19 protein-coding genes are annotated in these 20447 nt (G+C 65.2%); 9 read left to right on the plus strand and 10 right to left on the minus strand.

What is annotated here, in order from left to right; all coding sequences use genetic code 11:
- Window positions 1-6: 6 nt before the first annotated feature.
- On the plus strand, window positions 7-2031 hold the full coding sequence (locus Q8M85_RS05965) for a capsular polysaccharide biosynthesis protein (RefSeq protein ID WP_305541579.1): 2025 nt from the start codon (window positions 7-9) through the stop codon (window positions 2029-2031).
- Window positions 2032-2104: 73 nt separating this feature from the next.
- Here Q8M85_RS05965 and Q8M85_RS05970 read toward each other — a convergent pair whose 3' ends face one another.
- From Q8M85_RS05970 to ppk2, 4 genes are all read right to left on the minus strand, one after another.
- Window positions 2105-3439 (minus strand): MATE family efflux transporter, encoded by a 1335-nt coding sequence (locus Q8M85_RS05970; protein WP_305541581.1) that lies wholly within the window; start codon window positions 3437-3439, stop codon window positions 2105-2107.
- A gap of 73 nt (window positions 3440-3512) precedes the next feature.
- Window positions 3513-4454, minus strand: a complete 942-nt coding sequence (locus Q8M85_RS05975; protein ID WP_305541584.1) for a nickel/cobalt transporter — start codon at window positions 4452-4454, stop codon at window positions 3513-3515.
- Window positions 4439-5062, minus strand: a complete 624-nt coding sequence (locus Q8M85_RS05980) for a DUF1007 family protein (RefSeq protein ID WP_305541585.1) — start codon at window positions 5060-5062, stop codon at window positions 4439-4441. The genes Q8M85_RS05975 and Q8M85_RS05980 overlap by 16 nt, the downstream gene beginning before the upstream one ends.
- A 95-nt stretch (window positions 5063-5157) precedes the next feature.
- Window positions 5158-6078, minus strand: a complete 921-nt coding sequence (gene ppk2 / locus Q8M85_RS05985; RefSeq protein ID WP_305541588.1) for a polyphosphate kinase 2 — start codon at window positions 6076-6078, stop codon at window positions 5158-5160.
- A 150-nt stretch (window positions 6079-6228) separates the two neighbouring features.
- Here ppk2 and Q8M85_RS05990 point away from each other — a divergent pair, with 150 nt between their 5' ends.
- Window positions 6229-6897: a glutathione S-transferase family protein gene (locus tag Q8M85_RS05990; protein ID WP_305541591.1), complete on the plus strand. Its 669-nt coding sequence runs from the start codon at window positions 6229-6231 to the stop codon at window positions 6895-6897.
- Window positions 6898-7030: 133 nt separating this feature from the next.
- The gene (locus Q8M85_RS05995; protein WP_305541593.1) at window positions 7031-9466 is read left to right on the plus strand and encodes an AMP-binding protein; all 2436 of its coding nucleotides are present in this window, start codon (window positions 7031-7033) and stop codon (window positions 9464-9466) included.
- A 100-nt stretch (window positions 9467-9566) separates the two neighbouring features.
- On the opposite strand, the gene Q8M85_RS06000 is transcribed toward Q8M85_RS05995, so the two are convergent.
- Entirely contained in the window at window positions 9567-10451 is an 885-nt protein-coding gene (locus Q8M85_RS06000; protein WP_305541596.1) for an NAD(P)-dependent oxidoreductase, read from the minus strand.
- A 122-nt stretch (window positions 10452-10573) separates the two neighbouring features.
- Here Q8M85_RS06000 and parE point away from each other — a divergent pair, with 122 nt between their 5' ends.
- The 6 genes from parE (at window position 10574) to Q8M85_RS06030 (ending at window position 15551) form a co-directional block, all read left to right on the plus strand.
- Window positions 10574-12523: a DNA topoisomerase IV subunit B gene (gene parE, locus Q8M85_RS06005; protein ID WP_305541599.1), complete on the plus strand. Its 1950-nt coding sequence runs from the start codon at window positions 10574-10576 to the stop codon at window positions 12521-12523.
- A 30-nt stretch (window positions 12524-12553) separates the two neighbouring features.
- Window positions 12554-12892 carry a type II toxin-antitoxin system RelE/ParE family toxin gene (locus Q8M85_RS06010; RefSeq protein ID WP_305541602.1) on the plus strand — a complete coding sequence of 113 codons (339 nt, stop codon included), beginning with the start codon at window positions 12554-12556 and terminating at the stop codon, window positions 12890-12892.
- Window positions 12889-13182, plus strand: coding sequence for a DNA-binding transcriptional regulator (locus Q8M85_RS06015; protein ID WP_305541605.1), 294 nt, complete (start codon window positions 12889-12891; stop codon window positions 13180-13182). The genes Q8M85_RS06010 and Q8M85_RS06015 overlap by 4 nt, the downstream gene beginning before the upstream one ends.
- Before the next feature lie 76 nt (window positions 13183-13258).
- Window positions 13259-13819, plus strand: a complete 561-nt coding sequence (locus Q8M85_RS06020) for a hypothetical protein (protein ID WP_305541607.1) — start codon at window positions 13259-13261, stop codon at window positions 13817-13819.
- Between the two features lie 377 nt (window positions 13820-14196).
- Window positions 14197-14328, plus strand: coding sequence for a hypothetical protein (locus tag Q8M85_RS06025; protein ID WP_305541610.1), 132 nt, complete (start codon window positions 14197-14199; stop codon window positions 14326-14328).
- A gap of 272 nt (window positions 14329-14600) precedes the next feature.
- Entirely contained in the window at window positions 14601-15551 is a 951-nt protein-coding gene (locus Q8M85_RS06030; RefSeq protein WP_305541613.1) for an NAD(P)-dependent alcohol dehydrogenase, read from the plus strand.
- 39 nt (window positions 15552-15590) lie between these two features.
- Here Q8M85_RS06030 and Q8M85_RS06035 read toward each other — a convergent pair whose 3' ends face one another.
- The 5 genes from Q8M85_RS06035 to proS form a co-directional block, all read right to left on the minus strand.
- Window positions 15591-16250 (minus strand): hemolysin III family protein, encoded by a 660-nt coding sequence (locus Q8M85_RS06035; protein WP_305541615.1) that lies wholly within the window; start codon window positions 16248-16250, stop codon window positions 15591-15593.
- An 85-nt stretch (window positions 16251-16335) separates the two neighbouring features.
- Window positions 16336-16989 carry a ThuA domain-containing protein gene (locus Q8M85_RS06040; RefSeq protein ID WP_305541616.1) on the minus strand — a complete coding sequence of 218 codons (654 nt, stop codon included), beginning with the start codon at window positions 16987-16989 and terminating at the stop codon, window positions 16336-16338.
- Between the two features lie 10 nt (window positions 16990-16999).
- A complete protein-coding gene (locus Q8M85_RS06045) occupies window positions 17000-17989 on the minus strand; it encodes an aldo/keto reductase (RefSeq protein WP_305541618.1) in 990 nt (329 codons plus the stop codon).
- A 74-nt stretch (window positions 17990-18063) separates the two neighbouring features.
- Window positions 18064-18711 carry a dihydrofolate reductase family protein gene (locus Q8M85_RS06050; protein ID WP_305541619.1) on the minus strand — a complete coding sequence of 216 codons (648 nt, stop codon included), beginning with the start codon at window positions 18709-18711 and terminating at the stop codon, window positions 18064-18066.
- 105 nt (window positions 18712-18816) lie between these two features.
- Window positions 18817-20154: a proline--tRNA ligase gene (gene proS / locus Q8M85_RS06055; RefSeq protein WP_305541621.1), complete on the minus strand. Its 1338-nt coding sequence runs from the start codon at window positions 20152-20154 to the stop codon at window positions 18817-18819.
- Between the last annotated feature and the right edge of the window lie 293 nt (window positions 20155-20447).

The raw sequence follows: 20447 nt of genomic DNA on the forward strand, positions 1-20447 counted from the left end.
ACCGCCGTGCCTCAGGGGTCCGGTGCGCTGAGCGGGGTGCCGCGGCGGCTTTACCACCAGAACCTGTCCTTCCTGCGCAACCACCGCCTGCACCGGGTGCTTAAGCTTGCCGGGCACGATTTGCACTTCGGCCTTCCGGGGCGCGAGGATGGTGTCCTGGTCTGGGGCGCCAGCCCGACCGCCTGGCGCGGCGAGCGGATTGCCAAGCAGCGCAAGGTGCAGCTGGTCCGGGTCGAGGACGCCTTCCTGCGCTCGGTCCATCCGGGGCGGGCGCTGGGGGAAGCCCCGCTTGGCCTGCTGTTCGACCCTGTCGGCCTGCACTTCATCGGCGACCGTCCGTCGCGGATCGAAGAGATCCTGCTGGATGCAAGCTTGTACGATTCGAACATTCTGGATGAGGCGCGACGCCTAAGTGACTGTCTTCTTGGGGTCGGCTTGTCCAAATACAATAATTTTGACCCTAGTCTACCCGCCCCCACCCCCGGCTACGTGCTGGTGATCGACCAGACCGTCGGTGATGCCTCGATCCACTTTTCAGGGGCGACGATGGCGACGTTTCGCGAGATGCTCGCCGCCGCAAAGCGCAACCATCCAGAACGGCGGATCGTCATCCGCACCCATCCCGAAAGCCGGGCGGGGCTGCGGCCCGGCCATTACGGATCGGGCGATGCGGGGGGTCGGGTCAGCCTGCTGACGGCTCCGGTTTCGCCGCACCTTCTCCTCGCCGGAGCGGCCGAGGTCTATACCGTCTCGTCGCAGATGGGGTTCGAGGCGATCCTGCACGGCCACCGCCCGCATGTGTTCGGTCGACCCTTCTATGCCGGCTGGGGCCTTAGTCAGGACGAACACCCCCTGCCCCGGCGCATGCGGACGCTGACCAAAGAAGAACTCTTTGCCGGGGCCATGCTGCTGGCGCCTCTCTGGTATGACCCCTGTCGCGACCGGCTGTGCGGGCTGGACCAGGTGATCCACCAGTTGCAGGCAGAGGTCCGCGCCTGGCGCGACGATGGCCGGGGCCATGTGGCCGCCGGGATGCGGTTGTGGAAACGCGGACGGCTGCAAGAAGTGTTCGGCGGCACGAAACCCCTGCGCTTCCGCGACGCACCGAAAGCCGCCGATCGACTGGCCCGGCGCACGGGGCGCAGCCTTCTCCTCTGGGCGGGGAAAGAGCCCGAGGGTTTCGCGCCCCAAGCCCCCTGCCTGCGGGTCGAGGACGGCTTCCTGCGCTCGCGCGGGCTGGGGGCTGAACTGGTCCCGCCGCTGTCGCTGGTGACCGACGACCTTGGCATCTACTACGACCCGACCCGCCCCTCACGGCTGGAGTCGCTGATCGCCTCGCCCCTGACCCGCCACCAGCGACACAGGGCCGAGGCGCTGATCGACCGGCTGCGGGCCGAGAGGCTGACGAAGTACAACCTGCCCGGCGCTGCCCCCGCCCTGCCGCAGGGCCACCGAATCCTGGTGCCAGGCCAGGTCGAGGACGACGCCTCGATCCGGCTGGGAGCGGGCGCGGCGCGGACGAACCGGGGCCTTCTGCAAGCCGTGCGGACGGCCAACCCCGATGCGCTGATCCTGTACAAGCCGCATCCTGACGTCGAAGCGGGCCTGCGCCCCGGTGCGATGGACACGACGGGCCTTGCCGACATGATCCTGTCCCGCAGCGACGCGGCAGCCTTGCTGACCGAGGTGCAGGAGGTCTGGACCATGACCTCGCTTCTGGGCTTCGAGGCGCTGGTCAGGGGCGTGCCGGTCACCTGCCTTGGCGCGCCGTTCTATGCCGGCTGGGGCCTCACCCGCGACCTTGGCCCCGTACCCGACCGCCGGGCCGCCCGGCCCGACCTTGTGCAACTGGTCCATGCCGCGCTGATCGCCTACCCGCGCTACTGGGACCCGGTCAGCGGACGCCCCTGCCCGGTCGAGGTCGCGCTGGAACGGCTGGCAGGGGACGAGATCCCGCCTCCGGGGGGGCTGAACCGCCTGCTGTCAAAGTTGCAGGGCCGCCTGGCAAGCTACGCGCATCTCTGGCGCTAGGCTCCTCGTGCGACTTCGTCTTCTCGTCGCGGATGGCCAGCGCGAGGAGCGACGACGTCATCGACGCGCCATCCTAGCGCACCAGCCGCCAGAACCGCCACATCAGGCTGCCCGCGGCGCAAAAGAGGCCGATGACCAGACCGAACCACAACCCGACGCCACCGTAGCCCAGCGGGAAGGCCAGCAGATAACTGCACGGGATGCCGATCAGCCAGTAGCTGACCGCCGCCAGGATCAGCGGCACTCGCGTATCCTGCACCCCGCGCAACAGACCCAGCGCCATCACTTGCGTCCCGTCGGCCAGCTGGAACAGCGCCGCCACCCCCAGTAGCACCGTGCCATAGGCCAGGATCGCCGCGCTCTCCGCCTTCGACAGGTCCAGAAAAAGCGCCACAATGGGTCCCGGCGTCAGCAAGAGAAGCACCACCGAGGCAAGGGCCACCCCAAGCGAGATCACTACAGCCACCTGCGCCGCCTGCCGTAACGCCACCCGGTCGCCCTGCCCGTCGAACCGCGCGATGCGGATGGTTGCGGCGCTGGAGAGGCCCACATGCAGCATGAAGGTCAGCGCGGCGACTTCCAGCGCGATGCCGTGCGCCGCAAGCTGGACCGTCCCGATCGAGCCCATCATCAGGGCCGAGGCCTGGAACATCCCGCCCTCGGCAAGTCCGGTCAGTCCGATGGGCAGGCCCAACCGGAACACCTGGCGCATCGCGTGCCAGTCCGGCCGCCAGAACCGCTGGAACAGGTGGAATCGCCGCAGCTCCGGCAGAAGATGGGCGTATAGCCCCAGGATTGCCAGCGACAGGACCTGCACCACCACGGTTGCGACGGCCGCGCCACGCACGCCCATCTCGGGGAAGCCGGCATTTCCGAAGATCAGCGCCCAGTTGACGCCGATGTTCACCGCGACCGCAGCCAGCGTGACCCAGAGGACAACCTGCGTCCGGTGCAGCGCCGAGAGGTAGCTTTGCAGCACCGTGACGATCAGGGCAGGAACCATGCCAAGGCCAGCGATCCGCATGTAGTCCTGCGCCAGCGCAGCGACCTCCGGGTCCTGGGCCAGCGCCAGAAGGATCGGCTCGGACCACCAGAAGAGCGGATAGACGACAAGGCCATACAGGATGGACAGCCAGATCCCCATCCGCGTGTCGCGGCGGACCTGGGTTTCGTCGTCCCGGCCCAGCGCCGAGGCGACCATCGGCATGACGGCCTTGGCAAAGCCCGAGCCGACGACAAAGACGATGAAGAAGGACGAGGCACCCAGCACCACGGCAGCCAGCGACACGACGCCATACCAGCCGACCATGACCGTATCGGTCACATGCAGCGCCATCTGGGCCAGATGCGATCCGATGAGTGGCAGGCCCAGCACGAGGGTCTCCCTCGCGTGGGCCGACTTGGACATTTGTACAGTCATGGCGCTGACTTACCGCCGCGTCCGGCGGGGCACAACCCACCCTCTCCGCCGCATCGCGGCGTCAGAGACTGGCGATCAGAAGCCCCCCCGCCGCCACCGCGATCACCGCGCCCACGGCAAGCTGAACCAGCGGCATCGCCCGCGCGACCCCGGAGGAGCCAAGGCCGGCAAAGGCCCCCTCCCGCGCCCAGACCGCCAGCAGCGCCGCGGCCACGGTCACGATAGCGGTGCCCAGGCCCATGACGAAAGCCCCGGCCACCCCCGCCAGCGCGATCCCCAACTGCCAGGTCAGGACCAGCACGAACAGCGCCCCCGAACAGGGCCGCAGCGCGATCCCCGCGACCAGCGCCAGCCCGTCCCGCCAACCGCCGATGCGTTCGACGTCCTCGACGCTTGGCCCATGCGCATGTTTGCAGTGCGGCCCGTGGATGTGGTCATGGCGATGCCCGTCGTGGGGATGCTCGTCGTGGGGATGCCCGTCGGCGGGCTGAAGGTGCTCCTCCTCTTGCTGCTGCCGCCGCAGACTGCGCAGCCCCCGCCACACCAGCCACAGCCCCAGCCCCGCGATCATCGCGTGGCCGACGGGGGTCATCCAGCGTTCTGCCGTGCCCTCCACCGCCGTCCGCGTCAGCCCCAGAACCGCCAGCGCCACATAGACAAGTCCTACAGCCACCGCCGCCTGCGCCAGGCTGGATGCCAACGCAAGCGCCGCCAGCCGCCCCACCGGCACCCGCCGCGCCACGCCATAGCCTCCGATCACCAGTTTGCCATGCCCCGGCCCTGCCGCATGCAGCACGCCATAGCCGAAGCACACGGCCCAGAAGGCCGCCAAGGCGCCCGGCTCGCCGCCCCGCATGGCGCGGATCGCGCCCGCCAGGCGCTCTTGCGCCGCGCGCTGCGCCGCCTGCAACGCGTCGGCCGCCGGCCCCAGCGCGCCGGTCAGCCAAAGCACCGCCCCCAATACCACAAGCGCCAGACCGGCATAGGTCAGGGCGCGGCGCATGTCAGGCGAACCTCCTCGGCGAAGTTGGCGCCCACGGCGGGGAACTCGGCTTCAAGGTCCACATCGGGGGTATATTCCGCCAGCGCGGCCTGCAACGCCTCGGACGCAGCGTCCAGATCCGGGACAAAGACCTGCGCCGTGCACCCCGTGCCACCCGTCACCACCGGATCGAAGGGGATCGCATAGGCCACGTAATAGCCTGGATCATAGACCTGCACGACCAGAGGCTCGGCCGCGACCGCCACCGGGGCGGCAAAGTCGCGGACATGGGTCGAGGTGATCTTGCCGTCGGCATAGCCCGCCGTCCAGTCGCGCGGCCCCGACAGGCCCAAAGGCGCACCCGCCATCAGCGCGAAGGTGTCGCCCTCGAAGCCGTCGATCCAGTCCATGTCGAAACCGGAAAGCCGGGCCACCTCATCGGGGGTCAGCTTGCCGTCCCAGTCCGGGTCCAGCCCCATGTCGCCGACGATGTACAGCGAATAGAGGTCGTCATAAGTCCAGCTGACCCGCAGGCCCGTCGCCTCGTTCCGGTCGTTCAGCAGGATCTCGATCCTGGTGTCGATGAAGACATGTGGATGGGCCAGGGCCGGTCCAGCCGCAAGACACACGGAAAGGACAGAAGGGAATGTCGTTCGCCACATGCCGCGCAAGGTAATGGTCCGCGGGCCGAACGCCAAGGGCTGCGGCCCACCCCCGGCACCAATCAGCCGCGCTGCATCGCCGGATGAGTCGCCGCATCATAGATGTCCGGCCCCATCCCCAGGACCTGCTGCGCCCGCCCGACGATCAGCGGGTCGGTGGTGCCCACCACGGCATGATCCTTGTTCGGGTAGTCGATCGTGGACAGGAAATGCCGCATGCAGTTCAGCCGCGCGCGCTTCTTGTCGTTCGACTTGACGATCACCCAGGGCGCGTCGGCGGTATCGGTGTAGAAGAACATCGCCTCTTTCGCCTCGGTGTAATCGTCCCAACGGTCCAGAGACGCCTTGTCGATGGGCGACAGTTTCCACATCTTCAAGGGGTCGGTCTCGCGCGCCATGAAGCGCGCCCGCTGCTCTTCGCGCGTCACGCTGAACCAGTACTTGTACAGCCGGATGCCGGACCGGACCAGCATCCGCTCCAGTTCCGGCGCCTGGCGCATGAACTCCAGGTACTCGGTGGGTGAGCAGAACCCCATCACCCGCTCCACCCCCGCCCGGTTGTACCAGCTGCGGTCGTAGAACACCATTTCCCCCGCCGTCGGCAGATGCGCGATGTAGCGCTGGAAGAACCACTGGCCCTTCTCGACATCCGAGGGCTTGGTCAGCGCGCAGACCCGGGCGTAGCGCGGGTTCAGATGCTCCATGAACCGCTTGATCGTGCCACCCTTGCCGGCCGCATCGCGCCCCTCCATCAGGATCACGAACTTCTGGCCGGTCTCCTGCGCCCAGATCTGGACCTTCAGAAGCTCGGCCTGAAATTTCGCCTTCTCGGCTTCGTAGGCGACGCGGCCCAACAGGCGGGCATAGGGATAACGGCCGGACTCGAAGGCCTGATGCAGCGGGCTGTCTGCGACCGGAAAGGTCCTGGGGCCGGGCACCGCTTCGGCAGCCTCGGGGTTCAGGGTCTTCGCGCTGTCGTCCATCGGGGCACCTCCAAGTCACCGTGATCGCTCAACCCTTGGCATGGACTGCGGCATTTTGCCTTGATCCCGATCAAGACCGCGTGCCAACGGTAGCCCCTTTTGCTTCCCCGGCGCCCGGCATAGGTTGACACGATAGCGATGGAGTCCCCCATGCCCACCCTCTACGGCGTCTTCCGCAGCCGCGCTTCGCGTCCGATCTGGCTTCTGTACGAACTGGACGCAGCCTTCGAGCACGTCCCGGTAATCCAGGCCTACCGGCTGAAGGACGCACGCGCCACCGACGCACCATTCAACACCGCTTCGCCGGGCTTCCTGAAGGTCAACCCCATCGGTCAGATACCGGCTTACGTCGACGGCGATCTGGTGCTGACCGAAAGCCTTGCCATCACCAACCACATCGCCCGCACCCGCGGCGGCGCGCTGGCCCCACAGACCCCGGCCGAGGCCGCACATCTGGACCAGTGGACGCTCCTCGCCGTCACTTCGATCGAAGGCCCGGCGCTTGAGATCCAGACCATCACCGGCCAGGGCGGCGACAAGACCGCCGAGGGCCAGGCCGCGATCTCGATCTGCGCCGCGAAACTCCGCCGCCCCCTGGCCCGGCTGGAGGAACACCTGTCCGCGCATGGCTACCTCCTGGGCGACCGCTTCACCGTCGCCGACCTGAACCTGGCCGAGTGCCTGCGCTACGCCCAGGGCCACCCGACCCTCTTGGCCGAATTCCCGGCCGTGAAGGCCTGGCTTGACCGCTGCCAGTCGCGCGAGGCGTTCCAGAGGATGTGGGCCGCAAGGATGGCCGAGCCCGTAAACCCGACCTGACCCGTGAAGCGCAGGGCGCGCCAGAGCGCCCATGTGCGAAATCAATTCCAGATTAGGACAATCTTTGGTCACGAACCGGGATTACTGCTCGGCGCCGGGCGTTCATCATGCCCAGTCCAGGAAGGCGAACAAGATGTCTACTGACGGGCTTCAGGCCACTGCGATTGTGCGCAAGAATTCCCTTGGCTTCGTCGAAGAAATGTTCGCGCTTTACGACCAGCATCGGCCGCTGGTCCTGGTCACGGACGCCAGCCAGGTCGGCCAACTACACGGCCTGACGATCGACCGCTGCATCGACCCGGTCGAGAAGACCGGCTGGTTCACCGCAAAGCATGCGGTAATCCGGGACGACACGCCCGCCCAGATCAGTTACACCTCGGGCACCGAAGGCGTACCGAAGGGCATCCTTCTGACCTACCGCAACCTTGGCGACACGACCGAACGCATCATCGACGTGATGCGGATGACCTCCGAGATCCGCGAATACGTCGGCGTGCCTGCGACCTTCAGCTTCGGCATGGCCCGCTACCGGGCCGTCAGCGCGGTGGGCGGCAAGGCCTATCTTCCGCCGCGTGGCTTCGATCCGCTGGAACTGGCCCGCATGTTGTCCGCGGGCGAGGTCAACGCGCTGTCTGCCGTTCCGACCCTTCTGCGCCTGCTTCTGGCCGACCCCGCGCTTGTCGGCGTGGCGGGCAAGGCCCTGCGCTGGATGGAAATCGGCTCGCAGCACATGACCGCTGACGAAAAGCGCCGCATCCGCGAGATGTTCCCGAACGCCCTGATCGTGCAGCACTATGGCCTTACCGAAGCTTCGCGCAGCACCTTCCTGCAGATCTCGGAGGTGCCCGATCACCTGCTGGACTCGGTCGGCCATCCCGTTGGCACGGGCGAAATTGCCCTGGAGCCTGACGGCCGCATCCGCATCCGCGGCGCTCATGTCGCAAGGTCTCGAATCGACGCGGACGGACTGCATGACCTGACCGATGCCGACGGCTGGCTGCAGGCCAATGACCTTGGTCATTTGCAGGACGGCTATCTCTTCTTCGACGGCCGCGCCGACGACCTGATCAACTGCGGCGGCCAGAAGATCGTTCCCGACCAGTTGGAAGAACGAATTCGCGCCCGCCTCACCGAAACAGCACAGATTGCTGTCGCCAAGGTCCCCGATGCCCAGCGCGGTGAAGGGGTTCTGGTCGCGACAGTCGGTCAGGCAATCACGACCGAAAAGGTGAAGGCCGCTGCGGCGGCAGCCCTTCAGGACATGGGTATTGCCGCCGGTAGCGCGCTTCATGTCATGACCGTTGATGCCCTGCCGGTCACCGGCACCGGCAAAGTCCAACGCCGCAAGCTTGCCCAGATGTTTGAAGAACGCCAGGCGACGGCGCCCGTTCAGGCGACCATTGGCCCGGACAAGATCACCGACGTCATCTCGCTCTTTCGGTTCGAGTTTCCGGGGCAAGACGTGCGGCCCGAAGATTCGTTCGAATCGCTGGGTGGCGATTCCCTTCACTACATCCAGTTCTCACTGTCCTTCGAGAGGCACTTCGGTGCGCTGCCCGACGAATGGGAGAGGCTGAGCACAACCGACTTGCAGCGCCACGTTCAGAACAGCGACAAGTCGACCTGGCGCCAGCTGGAGACAGTCACCCTGACGCGGGCCTTCTTCATGATCTGCATCATCGGCCTTCATGCCGATGCATTCGTCTACAGCCAGAACTGGGGCGCGGCCTATTTCCTGCTGATCCTTGCGGGATACTCGGTCGCCCGCTTCCAGATGCCCGAGATCATCCGCTCGGGCAGCGTAAAGACGCTGTGGGGAACGATCTTCGCGGTCGCGATCCCGACAGTCCTGATAGACGCCATTTTTGAACTGGCGACCCGGAACTTCGAGTGGCCATCCCTGGTCCTTGTCTCGAACTACCAGACCCCGGCAAACATTACCGGCTACACGTTCTACTTCGCCGAAATCTACATCCAGCTGATGCTTGTCTGCATGCTTCTGTTCCTGGTGCCAAAGGTGCGCGCAGCCTTCCACAGCCATCCGCTTCCAAGTGCCCTGGCCCTGTTTGTCTTCGCGATCGCCATCGACATGTTCGTCGAGGCAAACTGGGATGGCGACTACAACTACCATCGGACGCCCTGGCATTACGGTTGGTGCTTCGCCCTTGGCATGATCATCGCCTCCGCCAAGACCATGCCGTCGCGGATCTTCGCGGGCGTCTTGTGTGCGGTCTGGGCCCCGTACTACTTTGAACCATCGTCAGCCGCGCTGTACGTCGCTGGTGGCTGCACTCTGATCATATTCGTGCGATCCCTTGCCGTCCCCGCCAAGCTGAAGACCGTGGTGGCCGAGATCGCCGGAGCCTCGATGTTCATCTATCTCACGCACTACCCGATGCTTTCTGTGGTAAACAAGGCCTTCGGCCATGCGGTGCCGTGGGTGGCGTTCTTCGCGTCGATCCTGGCCGGCATCATTTCGGCCCGCATCTACATCTGGCTGGAGCGCAAACTTCTGCAAATCCTGCGCCGCAGGGCACAGGCACACCCTGGCGCCGTGCTCCATACCTAGTCTTGCAGACCGCTGCACCCGACGGTGCGGCGGTCCGGCTTCAACCCAAGGCCGTGCCTATCCTGCCACGGGCGCATTGCGGCCCGCCTCATGTCTCCAGTCAGGAAACCTGCTTGCGCCAGGGGTGCGCCTCCTTGAACCCCAGCACCTCCTTGATCTTCCGGTTCGAGAGCAGGCTCTCCCGCTCTCCCACCGGCCGCGACAGGGGCACATTCGGGAAATACGTCGCCAGCAGTTCCGAGTTCGGTTGCGGCACCGAATTCTCGTCGTTCACCGCGTTGAAGACCTGAAACCCGAGGCCATCCTTCTTCAGGCACAGATCCACGATCTGCCCCAGATCCCGCGCGTCGATGTAGCTGAAGGTGATGCGCCGCCGCAGGCCAGGGTCCGCTGCCGCCGCCGGGAAGACCGTCGCATATTCATGCGGCTCGATCACGTTGCCGATCCGCAGGGCATAGACATCCGCTCCGAACCGCCGCTGAAAGCTGCGCGCCGTGACCTCGTTCACCTTCTTCGACATGCCGTAGCTGTCCATCGGGTCGATGTCGTAGTCCTCGTCCAGCGGCAGGACCTTCGGGTCCACCACCCCATCGCTGAAACACACCCCATAGGTCGTCTCGGACGAGGCGATGATCACCTTGCGGATTCCCATCTTCAACGCCGCCTCGATGACGTTGTAGGTCCCGACCGTGTTCACCCGGTAGCACTCGGTGTCCGGCACCATCCCGTAGCGCGGCACCGCCGCGAAATGCACCACCGCATCGAACAGCTTTGCCGCCCCGTCCTCCATCTCCTCATACCCCGCATGGGTCCGCATCGCGGAATAGACCTGCCCCGCGTCGCAGATGTCGCCTGTCAGGTCATGCACCCCCGCCAGCCCCAACGGCACCCGGTCAAAGTTCATCACCTTGTGCCCCTGCGCCACAAGATAGGGCACCACATGCTTGCCCGCCTTGCCCGATCCGCCCGTAAAGAGTACCCGCATCGCCACATCCTCCATTGCTTTGCCCCAACCTAGGCCGCCCTGCCCGCTTCGACCAGACCCCACATCTTGCGCCCTGTGCACAACCAATGCTCTAATACCGCCACTTTCCCAAAGGGTGACCCATGAACGACCTGCTCTCCGGCGCCGCCACCTATGACGCCTCCTCGATCGAGGTCCTCGAAGGGCTGGAGCCGGTCCGCAAACGCCCCGGCATGTACATCGGCGGCACCGATGAACGCGCGCTGCACCACATGGTCGCCGAGATCCTCGACAACGCGATGGACGAGGCGGTCGCAGGCCACGCCAACCGCATTGAACTGGAACTCCACGCCGACAACTCGGTCACCGTGCGCGACAACGGCCGCGGCATCCCGGTCGACCCGCACCCCAAATTCCCCGGCAAATCCGCGCTGGAGGTGATCCTCTGCACCCTTCATGCAGGGGGCAAGTTCAACGCCAATTCCTACTCCACCTCCGGCGGCCTCAACGGCGTCGGCTCATCGGTGGTCAACGCCCTCTCCGACGCCCTCACAGTGCAGGTCGCGCTGAACAAGGAACTCTACGAACAAAGCTTCTCCCGCGGCATCCCCCTTGGCCCCATCCAGAAACTCGGCCCCATCCAGAACCGCCGCGGCACCTGGGTCACCTTCCACCCCGACCCCGAGATTTTCGGCCACCAGACCCTGAAACCCTCCCGCCTTTTCAAGATGGCGCGGTCCAAGGCCTACCTCTTCTCGGGCGTCGAAATCCGCTGGAAATCCGCCATCCCCGACGGCGACACGCCGCAAGAGGCCACCTTCCACTTCCCCGGCGGCCTCGCCGACTTCCTCAACGACAGCCTCAAGAAACTCACCACCTACTCTGACCGCCCCTTCGCCGGGCGCGTCAGCTTCGAGGAGAAATACCAGCTCCCCGGCTCCGTCGAATGGGCGATCAACTGGACGCCCGCGCAGGACGGCTACCTCCACTCCTACTGCAACACCGTCCCCACCCCCGAAGGCGGCACGCATGAGGCCGGGTTCTGGGCCGCGATCCTGAAAGGCATCCGCGCTTACGGGGAACGCGTCAAGAACCGCAAGGCCGAGCAGATCACCCGCGAAGACCTTCTGACCGGCGGCTGCGCGCTCCTCTCGATCTTCATCCGCGAGCCGCAGTTCGTCGGCCAGACCAAGGACCGGCTTTCCACCGAGGAAGCCGCCAAATGGGTCGAAAACGCCGTCCGCGACCATTTCGACACCTGGCTTGCCGCCGACACCAAGTCCGCCGGGGCGATCCTGGATTTCCTCGTCCTGCGCGCCGAAGAACGCCTGCGGCGGCGTGAGGAAAAGGAAACCCAGCGCAAGACCGCCACCAAGAAGCTGCGCCTGCCCGGCAAGCTGACCGACTGCTCCTCCAAGACCCGCGACAACACCGAACTTTTCATCGTCGAAGGCGACTCGGCTGGGGGGTCAGCGAAGGGCGCCCGCAGCCGCGAGACTCAGGCCCTCCTCCCCCTCAAGGGCAAGATCCTGAACGTCCTCGGCGCGGCCTCCGCCAAGCTGAACGACAACGCCGAAATCCGCGACCTCTGTGAGGCGCTTGGCACCGGCATGGGCACCCGCTTCAAGCTCGATGACCTGCGCTATGAAAAGATCATCATCATGACCGACGCCGACGTCGACGGCGCGCATATCGCGAGCCTGTTGATGACCTTCTTCTTCACCCAGATGCGCCCGCTGATCGACAAGGGCCACCTCTACCTCGCCTGCCCGCCCCTGTATCGCCTGACCCAAGGCGCGCGGAGGATGTACGTCGCCGACGACGCCGAAAAAGAGCTGTGGCTCGCCAAGGGGTTGGGAGGCAAAGGCAAGATCGACGTCCAGCGCTTCAAGGGGCTGGGAGAGATGGACGCCAAGGACCTGAAAGACACCACGATGAACCCCGCCACCCGCAAGCTGATCCGGGTGTCGATTGATGAGGACGAACCGGGCGACACCTCCGACCTGGTGGAGCGCCTGATGGGCAAGAAGCCGGAATTGCGGTTTCAGTACATCCAGGAGAATGCCCGGTTTGTGGAGGAGTTGGATGTGTGAGTCATTGACTTATACGCCAATGGCGCATACATGCGCGTAACGGTCGTCGAAACGCCAGAGTTCTCGCGCAAGGCCAAAGCGCTGCTGACCGAGGTGGAGCGAATGAGAATAGTGGACACCCTGTCTGTGCAGCCAGAGGCAGGCGTGTCGCTCGGCGGCGGTCTGCGCAAGGTGCGCTTCGCGCGTGAAGGCGGCGGAAAGAGCGGTGGTTTCCGAACGATCCACTTCTACGCGCCGGGCCAAGGCTTGCCGGTGTTTCTGATGGATGTGTTTGCCAAGAATGAACGAGAAAACGTGACTGCGGGCGAACAGGCAGCGATGAATGACGCGGCAGCGCGCATCGCAGGAAGTTACGGAGGCAAGAAATGACCAAGACCTACGACTCGATCATGCGCGGCCTGCAAGAGGTCGAAGCCTACCTGCAAGGCGCCCGCGAAGGCTATGTGGTCCACCACATCGAAGTCCCCACCCCAGACGTCAAGGCCATCCGCGCCAGCACCGGCCTCAGCCAGGCCGAGTTCGCGCGTTCCATCGGGGTGAAGAAGGCGACGTTGCTGAACTGGGAACAGGAACGCCGCGTGCCCGACGGCCCGGCGCGGGTATTGCTTGCGCTGATCGCCAAGGAGCCGGGGATTGTGCAGCGGGTGTTGAGCGCCTGATGGGCAAGAATCCGGTGCGGCGGTTTCAGTCTATTCAGATGAACGCGCGGTTTGTGGAGGAGTTGGATGTTCAATCGTGGGAAGCGCTGAGAGAAACTTCATTGGCATGGTTCAGTCGATCACGCGAGTTGAGGCACGCACTTTCGCGTGGCTGACAAACACCTTTGATCCGGACGATGAAGATATTTCGGCTGTATTTCGTGCTCTTGGAGGCGACCTTTCTGGCATGCAAAGCAAGAGAGAATCGAAGTTGAGACCAGATGCGTTTCTCCCAGATCTGAACTGCATACTTGAGTTTGATGAAACTCAGCATTTTACTAGTCAAAGAGAGATAGCACTCTCTCTATATCCTGCTGAACTTAAACTTGGATTTGATCGGGCATACTATATGTCTCTTTGTCAAATGCACCAAGACGCCGCCATGAGAAAAGGGGCGGCAGGGTTTCGAAGGCCAACAGCAGAGTTTCCATTCTTGGGTGGACGGCACTGCCAAAGAGCATTGTTTGACACACTTCGAGACATTCTTCCGTTGCGAAATGGTCTTTCACCGACGATTAGAATAGCAGAAATTGATTTAGTGAAACTTGGTGATGCTAAATCGGCATTAGCTGAGGTTTCAAGAATTCTTAGGATATAAGAAGTGTTGGGCGTGTTTCATCCTCACAATCCTAGCACAACGGCAGATGGAATTTCACCTGCTACCGACCCCGTCAGCTATGCACCCCGGCGTTGCCCTCTCCCCCTGTCATCCCCGCGAAAGCGGGGACCCATGGCCTGCCGATGCAACTGGCTCCCCGCCTTCGCGGGGATGACAGGCACTGCGCAGGTCGGGCTTCAGACCGACTCCCCCCGCCACACCAAGCCCCCCACCCGAACCCTTGCATTCCCTCCCCCCGCCCCCCACCTCTCCCCTACAGGCTCCGTCCCCGCGCAAGCGGTGCGCCCCTGATGCCGCGCGCTGACGCCCGTCAGCCTCTGGCGGCAGCCTCCTCCGGGCAGACAAGGAACCCCCAGATGTCCAAGGACAGAAGCAAAGGCAACAAAGAGGCCAAGAAGCCCAAGAAGGAAGCCCCCAAGGTGCTGGCCACCGCGAACTCGGGCCTCAGCAAGGACGGCATGGTCATCGCGGGCAAGAAGGTCAAATAGCCCGGGTGGTCGCAGCGCCCAACCCGTAGGTCGGGCTTCAGCCCGACTCCCCCGGCCCTTGGCAGCGGCCGCGGGTGTTCGGGGCTGACAAATGTCCACTGGACTGTTTTCACGGGCCGCAAAGCACCGCCGCCCAAACCTTACCACCCGGTTAACGCCCAAGACCAACCCTTTGACTTCAAACCGTAATCCAGAAATGTCCACCGTGGACACATCCAAGGTCCGGTTTCCCCTCCCTTGACCTGCACCCTTGCGACCCCCACCCTCACCCCATGAAAATCGCCCGCTACACCGCCTACGGCGGCCCCGAGACCGTCGTCCTGGAAGACGCCCCCATCCCCACCCCGGGACCGGGAGAGCTTCTGATCCGCACCCGCGCCGCCCCCGTCACCGCAGGCGACGCCCGCATGCGGTCGGGAAAGGTCCCCCGTGGCCTCGGCCTGATGATCCGCCTGGCCATCGGCTGGTCCCGCCCCAAGGTCGCCCCCGGATGGGCCTTCGCGGGCGAAGTTGCGGCCCTCGGCTTCAACGTCACCACGTTCCAGGAAGGCCAGCGCGTCTTCGGCCTGAAGGGGTTCAAGGGCGGCGCGCATGCCGAATACCTGACGATCCCTGCCACCGGGGCCGTGCTGCCCCTCCCTGAAAGCCTCAGCTACGAACAGGGCGCCGCCTTCTTCTTCGGCGGCCTCACTGCCGCCGAGTTCCTGATCGACCGCGCCAAGCTTGCTTCCGGTGAACGCCTGCTTGTTGCAGGGGCCACCGGATCTGTCGGCAGTGCCGCTGTCCAGATCGCCCGCCATATCGGAGCCGAAGTCGCCGCCACCGCCTCGCCCGCCAACCACCCCCTCGCCCGCCAGCTTGGCGCGTCCGAGGTCACCGACTACCGCAGCGGACCGCCGAAGGGTCCGTTCGACGTGATCCTCGACGTGATGGGCAGCCTTGGCTGGAAGGGGGCAAAGCCTCTCCTCTCCCCCAAGGGCCGACTGGTCCTGATCACCGCCGATCTGTCCGAAATGCTTGCCTCGGCCTTGCGGTCCCGAAGGTTCATCACCGGGACCAACAAGGACGACCTGCCGTCCATGCAGCGCCTGATCGATCTGCACAAGACGGGCGGCTACACGCCCATCGTCGGCCCGGTCCTGCCCTTCTCCCAGCTGAGCGAGGCGCACCGGGTCGCCGAAAGCTTCCACAAGCCGGGTAATCTTGTCGTGACGATGGGCTGAGGAGGCAGGCGTAGGGTGGGCGATCCGCCCACCGCCCGGTCAGGCAAGGGCGACCGCAACGGCGGCGAAGTGCAACCCTGCGGCCACGGCGACAAAGCCGTGCCAGATCGCGTTCTGAAAGCGCAACCGTTCCCAGATGTAGAACCCGACGCCCGCCACATAGGTCGCACCCCCAGCCACCAGCAGCCAGAGCGAGACGGCGGGCAAGGCCGCAGTCACCGGGCCGATGGCGATGATCCCGACCCAGCCCAGCATGACATAGGCCAGGATCGACAGTCGGTCATAGCGACCCGGCAGCACCACCTTTACCAGGATGCCCAGCACCGCGCCGGTCCAGACGACACCACCCAGCACCCAGGGCCACGCCCCGTCGAGATGCGGGATAAGCGCCGTGTAGGTCCCGGCAATCATCACATAGATCATCGAATGATCGAACCGCCGCAGCAGCCACTTCAACGCCGAGGGCGGGGTCATGTTGTAGGCCAGCGAGAAGCCCCACATCAGGAAGAACCCGGCCGCATAGACCGTCAGGGCGGTGAAGGTCCCAAGGCCGGCGGTCTGCAATCCGTGAAACAGCAACAGCGGGAAGGCGATCAACCCGGCCAGCAGGGCCAGCGCATGCACGATGCCGTCGGCCAGCAATTCGCCCAGCGACAGCTCGCGTTTCAAGGTGCGGTAGTGATCGGCGGGAAGGGGCATGGGTCCAGTCTGGCAAGGGATTGTTACCAGAAGATGACCGGGGCCATGCGCCGGTCAAGCCACCTTCCCGCGATCTGACCCCACGTCACCGCCGCGCGGCCCAGAGAAGCCCGCGCCGCATCAGTTCGGCCGCCGGGCCGTGGTCGATGACGGTCTTCTGGTGGCCAAGTGCGTTGTAATAGACCCGCCCCGCGCCGTAGCCCTTGGTGAAGACCACCGGCATCGCCACGGGCCCGTTCACAGCATGCGGGCCGTCCACCACCGGGAAATCGCAGACGGCATGGACCTTCACCGCAGGATCGACGTGCAGGTAATACTGCTCGGTCGTCACCGTGAAATCGCCGACGCCCGCGACCAGAGGGGCGTCCGAGGTGATCCGCACCCCGTATTCCACCCCGTCATTGCCCGGATGCGCCACCCATTGCGCGCCGGTCATGAACTGCCAGTCGACGTTCTCGCGGAAGGCGTCGCACATGCCGCCGTGGCAGCCGGCGATCCCGGTGCCGGCCGCCACGGCCGCACAGGCGTTCAACGCCTGCTGCTTTTCGATCTTCGACATGGTCCAGACCGGGACGATCAGGTCGTAGACCTTAAGCGCCTCTGCGTCGTCGAAACACGCAAGGCTGTCGGTCAGCGTGACCTCCATCCCTTCCTCGCGCAGCCAGTCGGCGAACATCGGGCCGACCTTTTCGGGCTCGTGCCCTTCCCATCCGCCCCAGGTGACCAGTGCCTTTGCCATTCGCTTTCCCTCAGAACCGCTGCGGTGCTTCGGGCTTGTTCTGCACCACTTCCTCGATCGCTGCCAGCACATCCGGCGTAAGCTTGGCCTTGTGGTCCAGCGCCTTGAGGTTGTCGGTCAGCTGCTCCAGCCGCGAGGCCCCCAGGATCACCGTCGAGACCCGCGGGTTCGCTAGGCACCACAGCAGCGCAAGGTGATGGATCGGCATCCCCGCGCCCTCGGCGATCTTCGCCAGCGCCTTCACCTGCTCGACCCGCCGCCGACCCTTCGGCCCGGCGATGATGTCGCGCAGCCATTCATAGCCGGGCAGAGCGGCCCGGCTGTCCTGCGGGATGCCGTCGTTGTACTTGCCGGTCAGCAAGCCCGAGGCCAGAGGCGACCAGATCGTCGTGCCAAGTCCGAAGGTGTCATAGACTGGCGCATAGTCGCGTTCGACCTTTTCCCGCTCGAAGAGGTTGTATTGCGGCTGCTCCATCACCGGCGGGGTGAGGCCGTCGCGCCGCGCCACCAGATGCGCCTCGGTGATCTGTTGGCCGGACCATTCCGAGGTGCCCCAATACAGAACCTTCCCCTGAACGATCAGGTTGTGCATCGCCCGCACGGTTTCCTCGATCGGCGTGTCGATGTCGGGGCGGTGGCAGAAGTAAAGGTCCAGATGCTCCACCCGCAGCCGCTTCAGCGCCGCGTGACACGCCTCGGTCACATGCTTGGCCGACAACCCGCGCTGGGTTGGCTTCTCGCCACCCCAGAACACCTTGGACGAGACGATATAGCTGTCCCGGCCCCACCCCAGTTCCTGGATCGCCTGACCCATCACCAGCTCGGACGCGCCCGCCTCATAGCCTTCGGCGTTGTCGAAGAAGTTGATCCCGGCGTCATAGGCGGCGGTCAGAAGGTCCTTGGCGGGGCGCAGGTCGACCTGCTTGGCGAAAGTCACCCAAGAACCGAAAGAGAACTCCGATACCTTCAGCCCCGATTTGCCCAAGCGACGATAGTCCATGATGGCCTCCTGAATGTGCGTGTCGGGGGTGAAGGTGACCGCAGGGCCGCAAAGGTCAAGGGGTTTAGGTCGGATCAGTCCCGCCCGATGACGATATGATTGGCCCCCTCGCCCGCGACCTGGCGCATAACGCGGTAGCCAAGGGCCGGAAGGTCGAGGTCCGCGAACAGCGCCTCACCCTGGCCCAGCAAGACGGGCGACACCGCGAAATGCGCCTCGTCGATGTGGCGGCCCCGGAATGCCTCGCGCAGGGTCGCGACCCCGCCGCCAAGGCGCACATCCTTGCCCCCGGCAGCGGCCCTGGCGCGGGTCAGGGCGTCGTTGAGCCCGTCGGTGACAAAATGAAAGGTCGTGCCCCCCGCCATCACCAGGTCGGGCCGATGGTAGTTGGTCAGGACGAAGACCGGGCAATGATAGGGCGGCTCGTCGCCCCACCAGCCTTTCCAGTCCTCGTCTGGCCAAGGCCCGCGCACCGGGCCGAACATGTTGCGGCCCAGGATCCAGGAACCGATGTTGCGGAACCCTTCGGCGGCAAAGCCTTCGTCCACGCTGTCGGCTTCGCCCCCACCCGCGCCGTGCATCGCCTGAAAGGTCCTGGTCTTGAACACCCAGCCGTGCAGCGCCATGCCGCCCTTGCCAAGAGGATCGGCCAGCGACTGGTCCGGCCCGGCGCCGAAGCCGTCGACCGAAATGGAGAAGCAGCGGACGACGAGCTTTGACATGACGGCCTCCGTTCCGGCGCAGCATAACGGGCGCAGGCGCTGAGGTCAGCAGAAACCCGAGGAGGTGGTTTCGGGTCGCGGCCGCAACAGCCGCAATCCGCCAAATCAGTGCCCGGCGTAGATCTGGGCGATGCGGTCGACGGCGGCCCCGGGCGAGACCTCTTCGGATTCGCCCGTGCGGCGCGAGGTCAGTTCTACCACCCCGTTCGCCAGACCCCGAGGGCCGACGGTGATCCGCCAGGGCAGGCCGATCAGGTCCATCGTGGCGAACTTCGCCCCGGCGCGTTCGTCGCGGTCGTCGTAAAGTGCCTCCAGCCCCTTGGCCTTCAACGCCTTGTACAGCCCTTCGCAGGCCGCATCCGCCGCGCTGTCGCCCTGCTTGAGGTTCACGATCCCGACCGGGAAGGGCGTGACCCCCTCGGGCCAGATGATCCCCTTGTCGTCGTGGCTGGCCTCGATGATCGCGCCCAGAAGGCGGCTGACGCCAATCCCGTGCGACCCCATCTCGACCGGAACCTTGGTGCCCTCGGCGGTCGTGACCTCGGCCCCCATCGCCTCGGAATACTTGGTGCCGAAGTAGAAGATCTGCCCGACCTCGATGCCGCGGCCGACCTTGCGATGCGCCTCGGGGACCTGGTCGAATACCGCCTGATCGTGGGTCTCGTCGGTGCGGGCGTAAAGGGTGGTGAACTCCTTGCAGACGTCGGCCACCTGATCGCGGTCGTCATAGTCGATGTCGCGCTGGCCGAGTTTCAGGGCGGTCACGCGGTCGTCGTAGAAGACCTCGCTCTCTCCGGTCTGGGCCAGCACCAGGAATTCATGCGTGTTGTCGCCGCCGATGGGACCCGAGGCCGCGCGCATCGGGATCGCGGTCAGGCCCATGCGTTCATAGGTCCGCAGGTAGCTGACCATGTGGCGGTTGTAGGCATGCAGCGCCGCGTCGCGGTCAACGTCGAAGTTGTAGCCGTCCTTCATCAGGAACTCACGCCCGCGCATCACGCCGAAGCGGGGCCGCATCTCGTCGCGGAACTTCCACTGGATGTGGTAGAGCGTCAGCGGCAGGTCCTTGTAGCTGTTGACGTGGGACCGGAAGATGTCGGTGATCATCTCCTCGTTGGTGGGACCGTAGAGCATCTCGCGCTCCTGCCGGTCCTTGATCCGCAGCATTTCCTGGCCGTAGTCGTCGTAGCGGCCGGATTCCCGCCACAGGTCGGCGGGCTGCAGGGTGGGCATCAGAAGCGGGATGTGACCGGCGCGGATCTGTTCCTGGTTCACGATCTCCTCGACCCGGCGCAGGACCCGCAGGCCCAGCGGCAGCCAGGAATAGATCCCTGCGGCCTGCTGCTTGATCATGCCCGCCCGCAGCATGTAGCGGTGCGAGACGATCTGCGCCTCGGCGGGGTTTTCCTTGAGGACGGGAAGGAAGTAGCGGGAGAGACGCATTTTGGCCTGCCATGCAAAGGGTCCCGCGTTTCCTAGCGGGTCGGAAGCAGGCAGGCAAGCGCGAGCGGGTGTCCACGGTGGACAGGCTTGGCCCATCAAGGGATTCCAGTGGGTTGTCTGCGGGCGTTAACCGCGGGTTAGGGATTGCACTACGTCCGGCGCCCGTAACTGGGGTCATGCCAAGGCTCAACCCACTGGGTTGATGGCGACACCGGCATGCGGCCCTGCGCGGACGGCTGTTACAACGGCGCCGTGGCGGCGCGTGGCTGCGACCTGGCATCAAGTGTCTGCAA

The sequence above is a fragment of the Tabrizicola sp. genome (assembly GCF_030694085.1).
Classification (GTDB): Bacteria; Pseudomonadota; Alphaproteobacteria; order Rhodobacterales; family Rhodobacteraceae; genus Tabrizicola.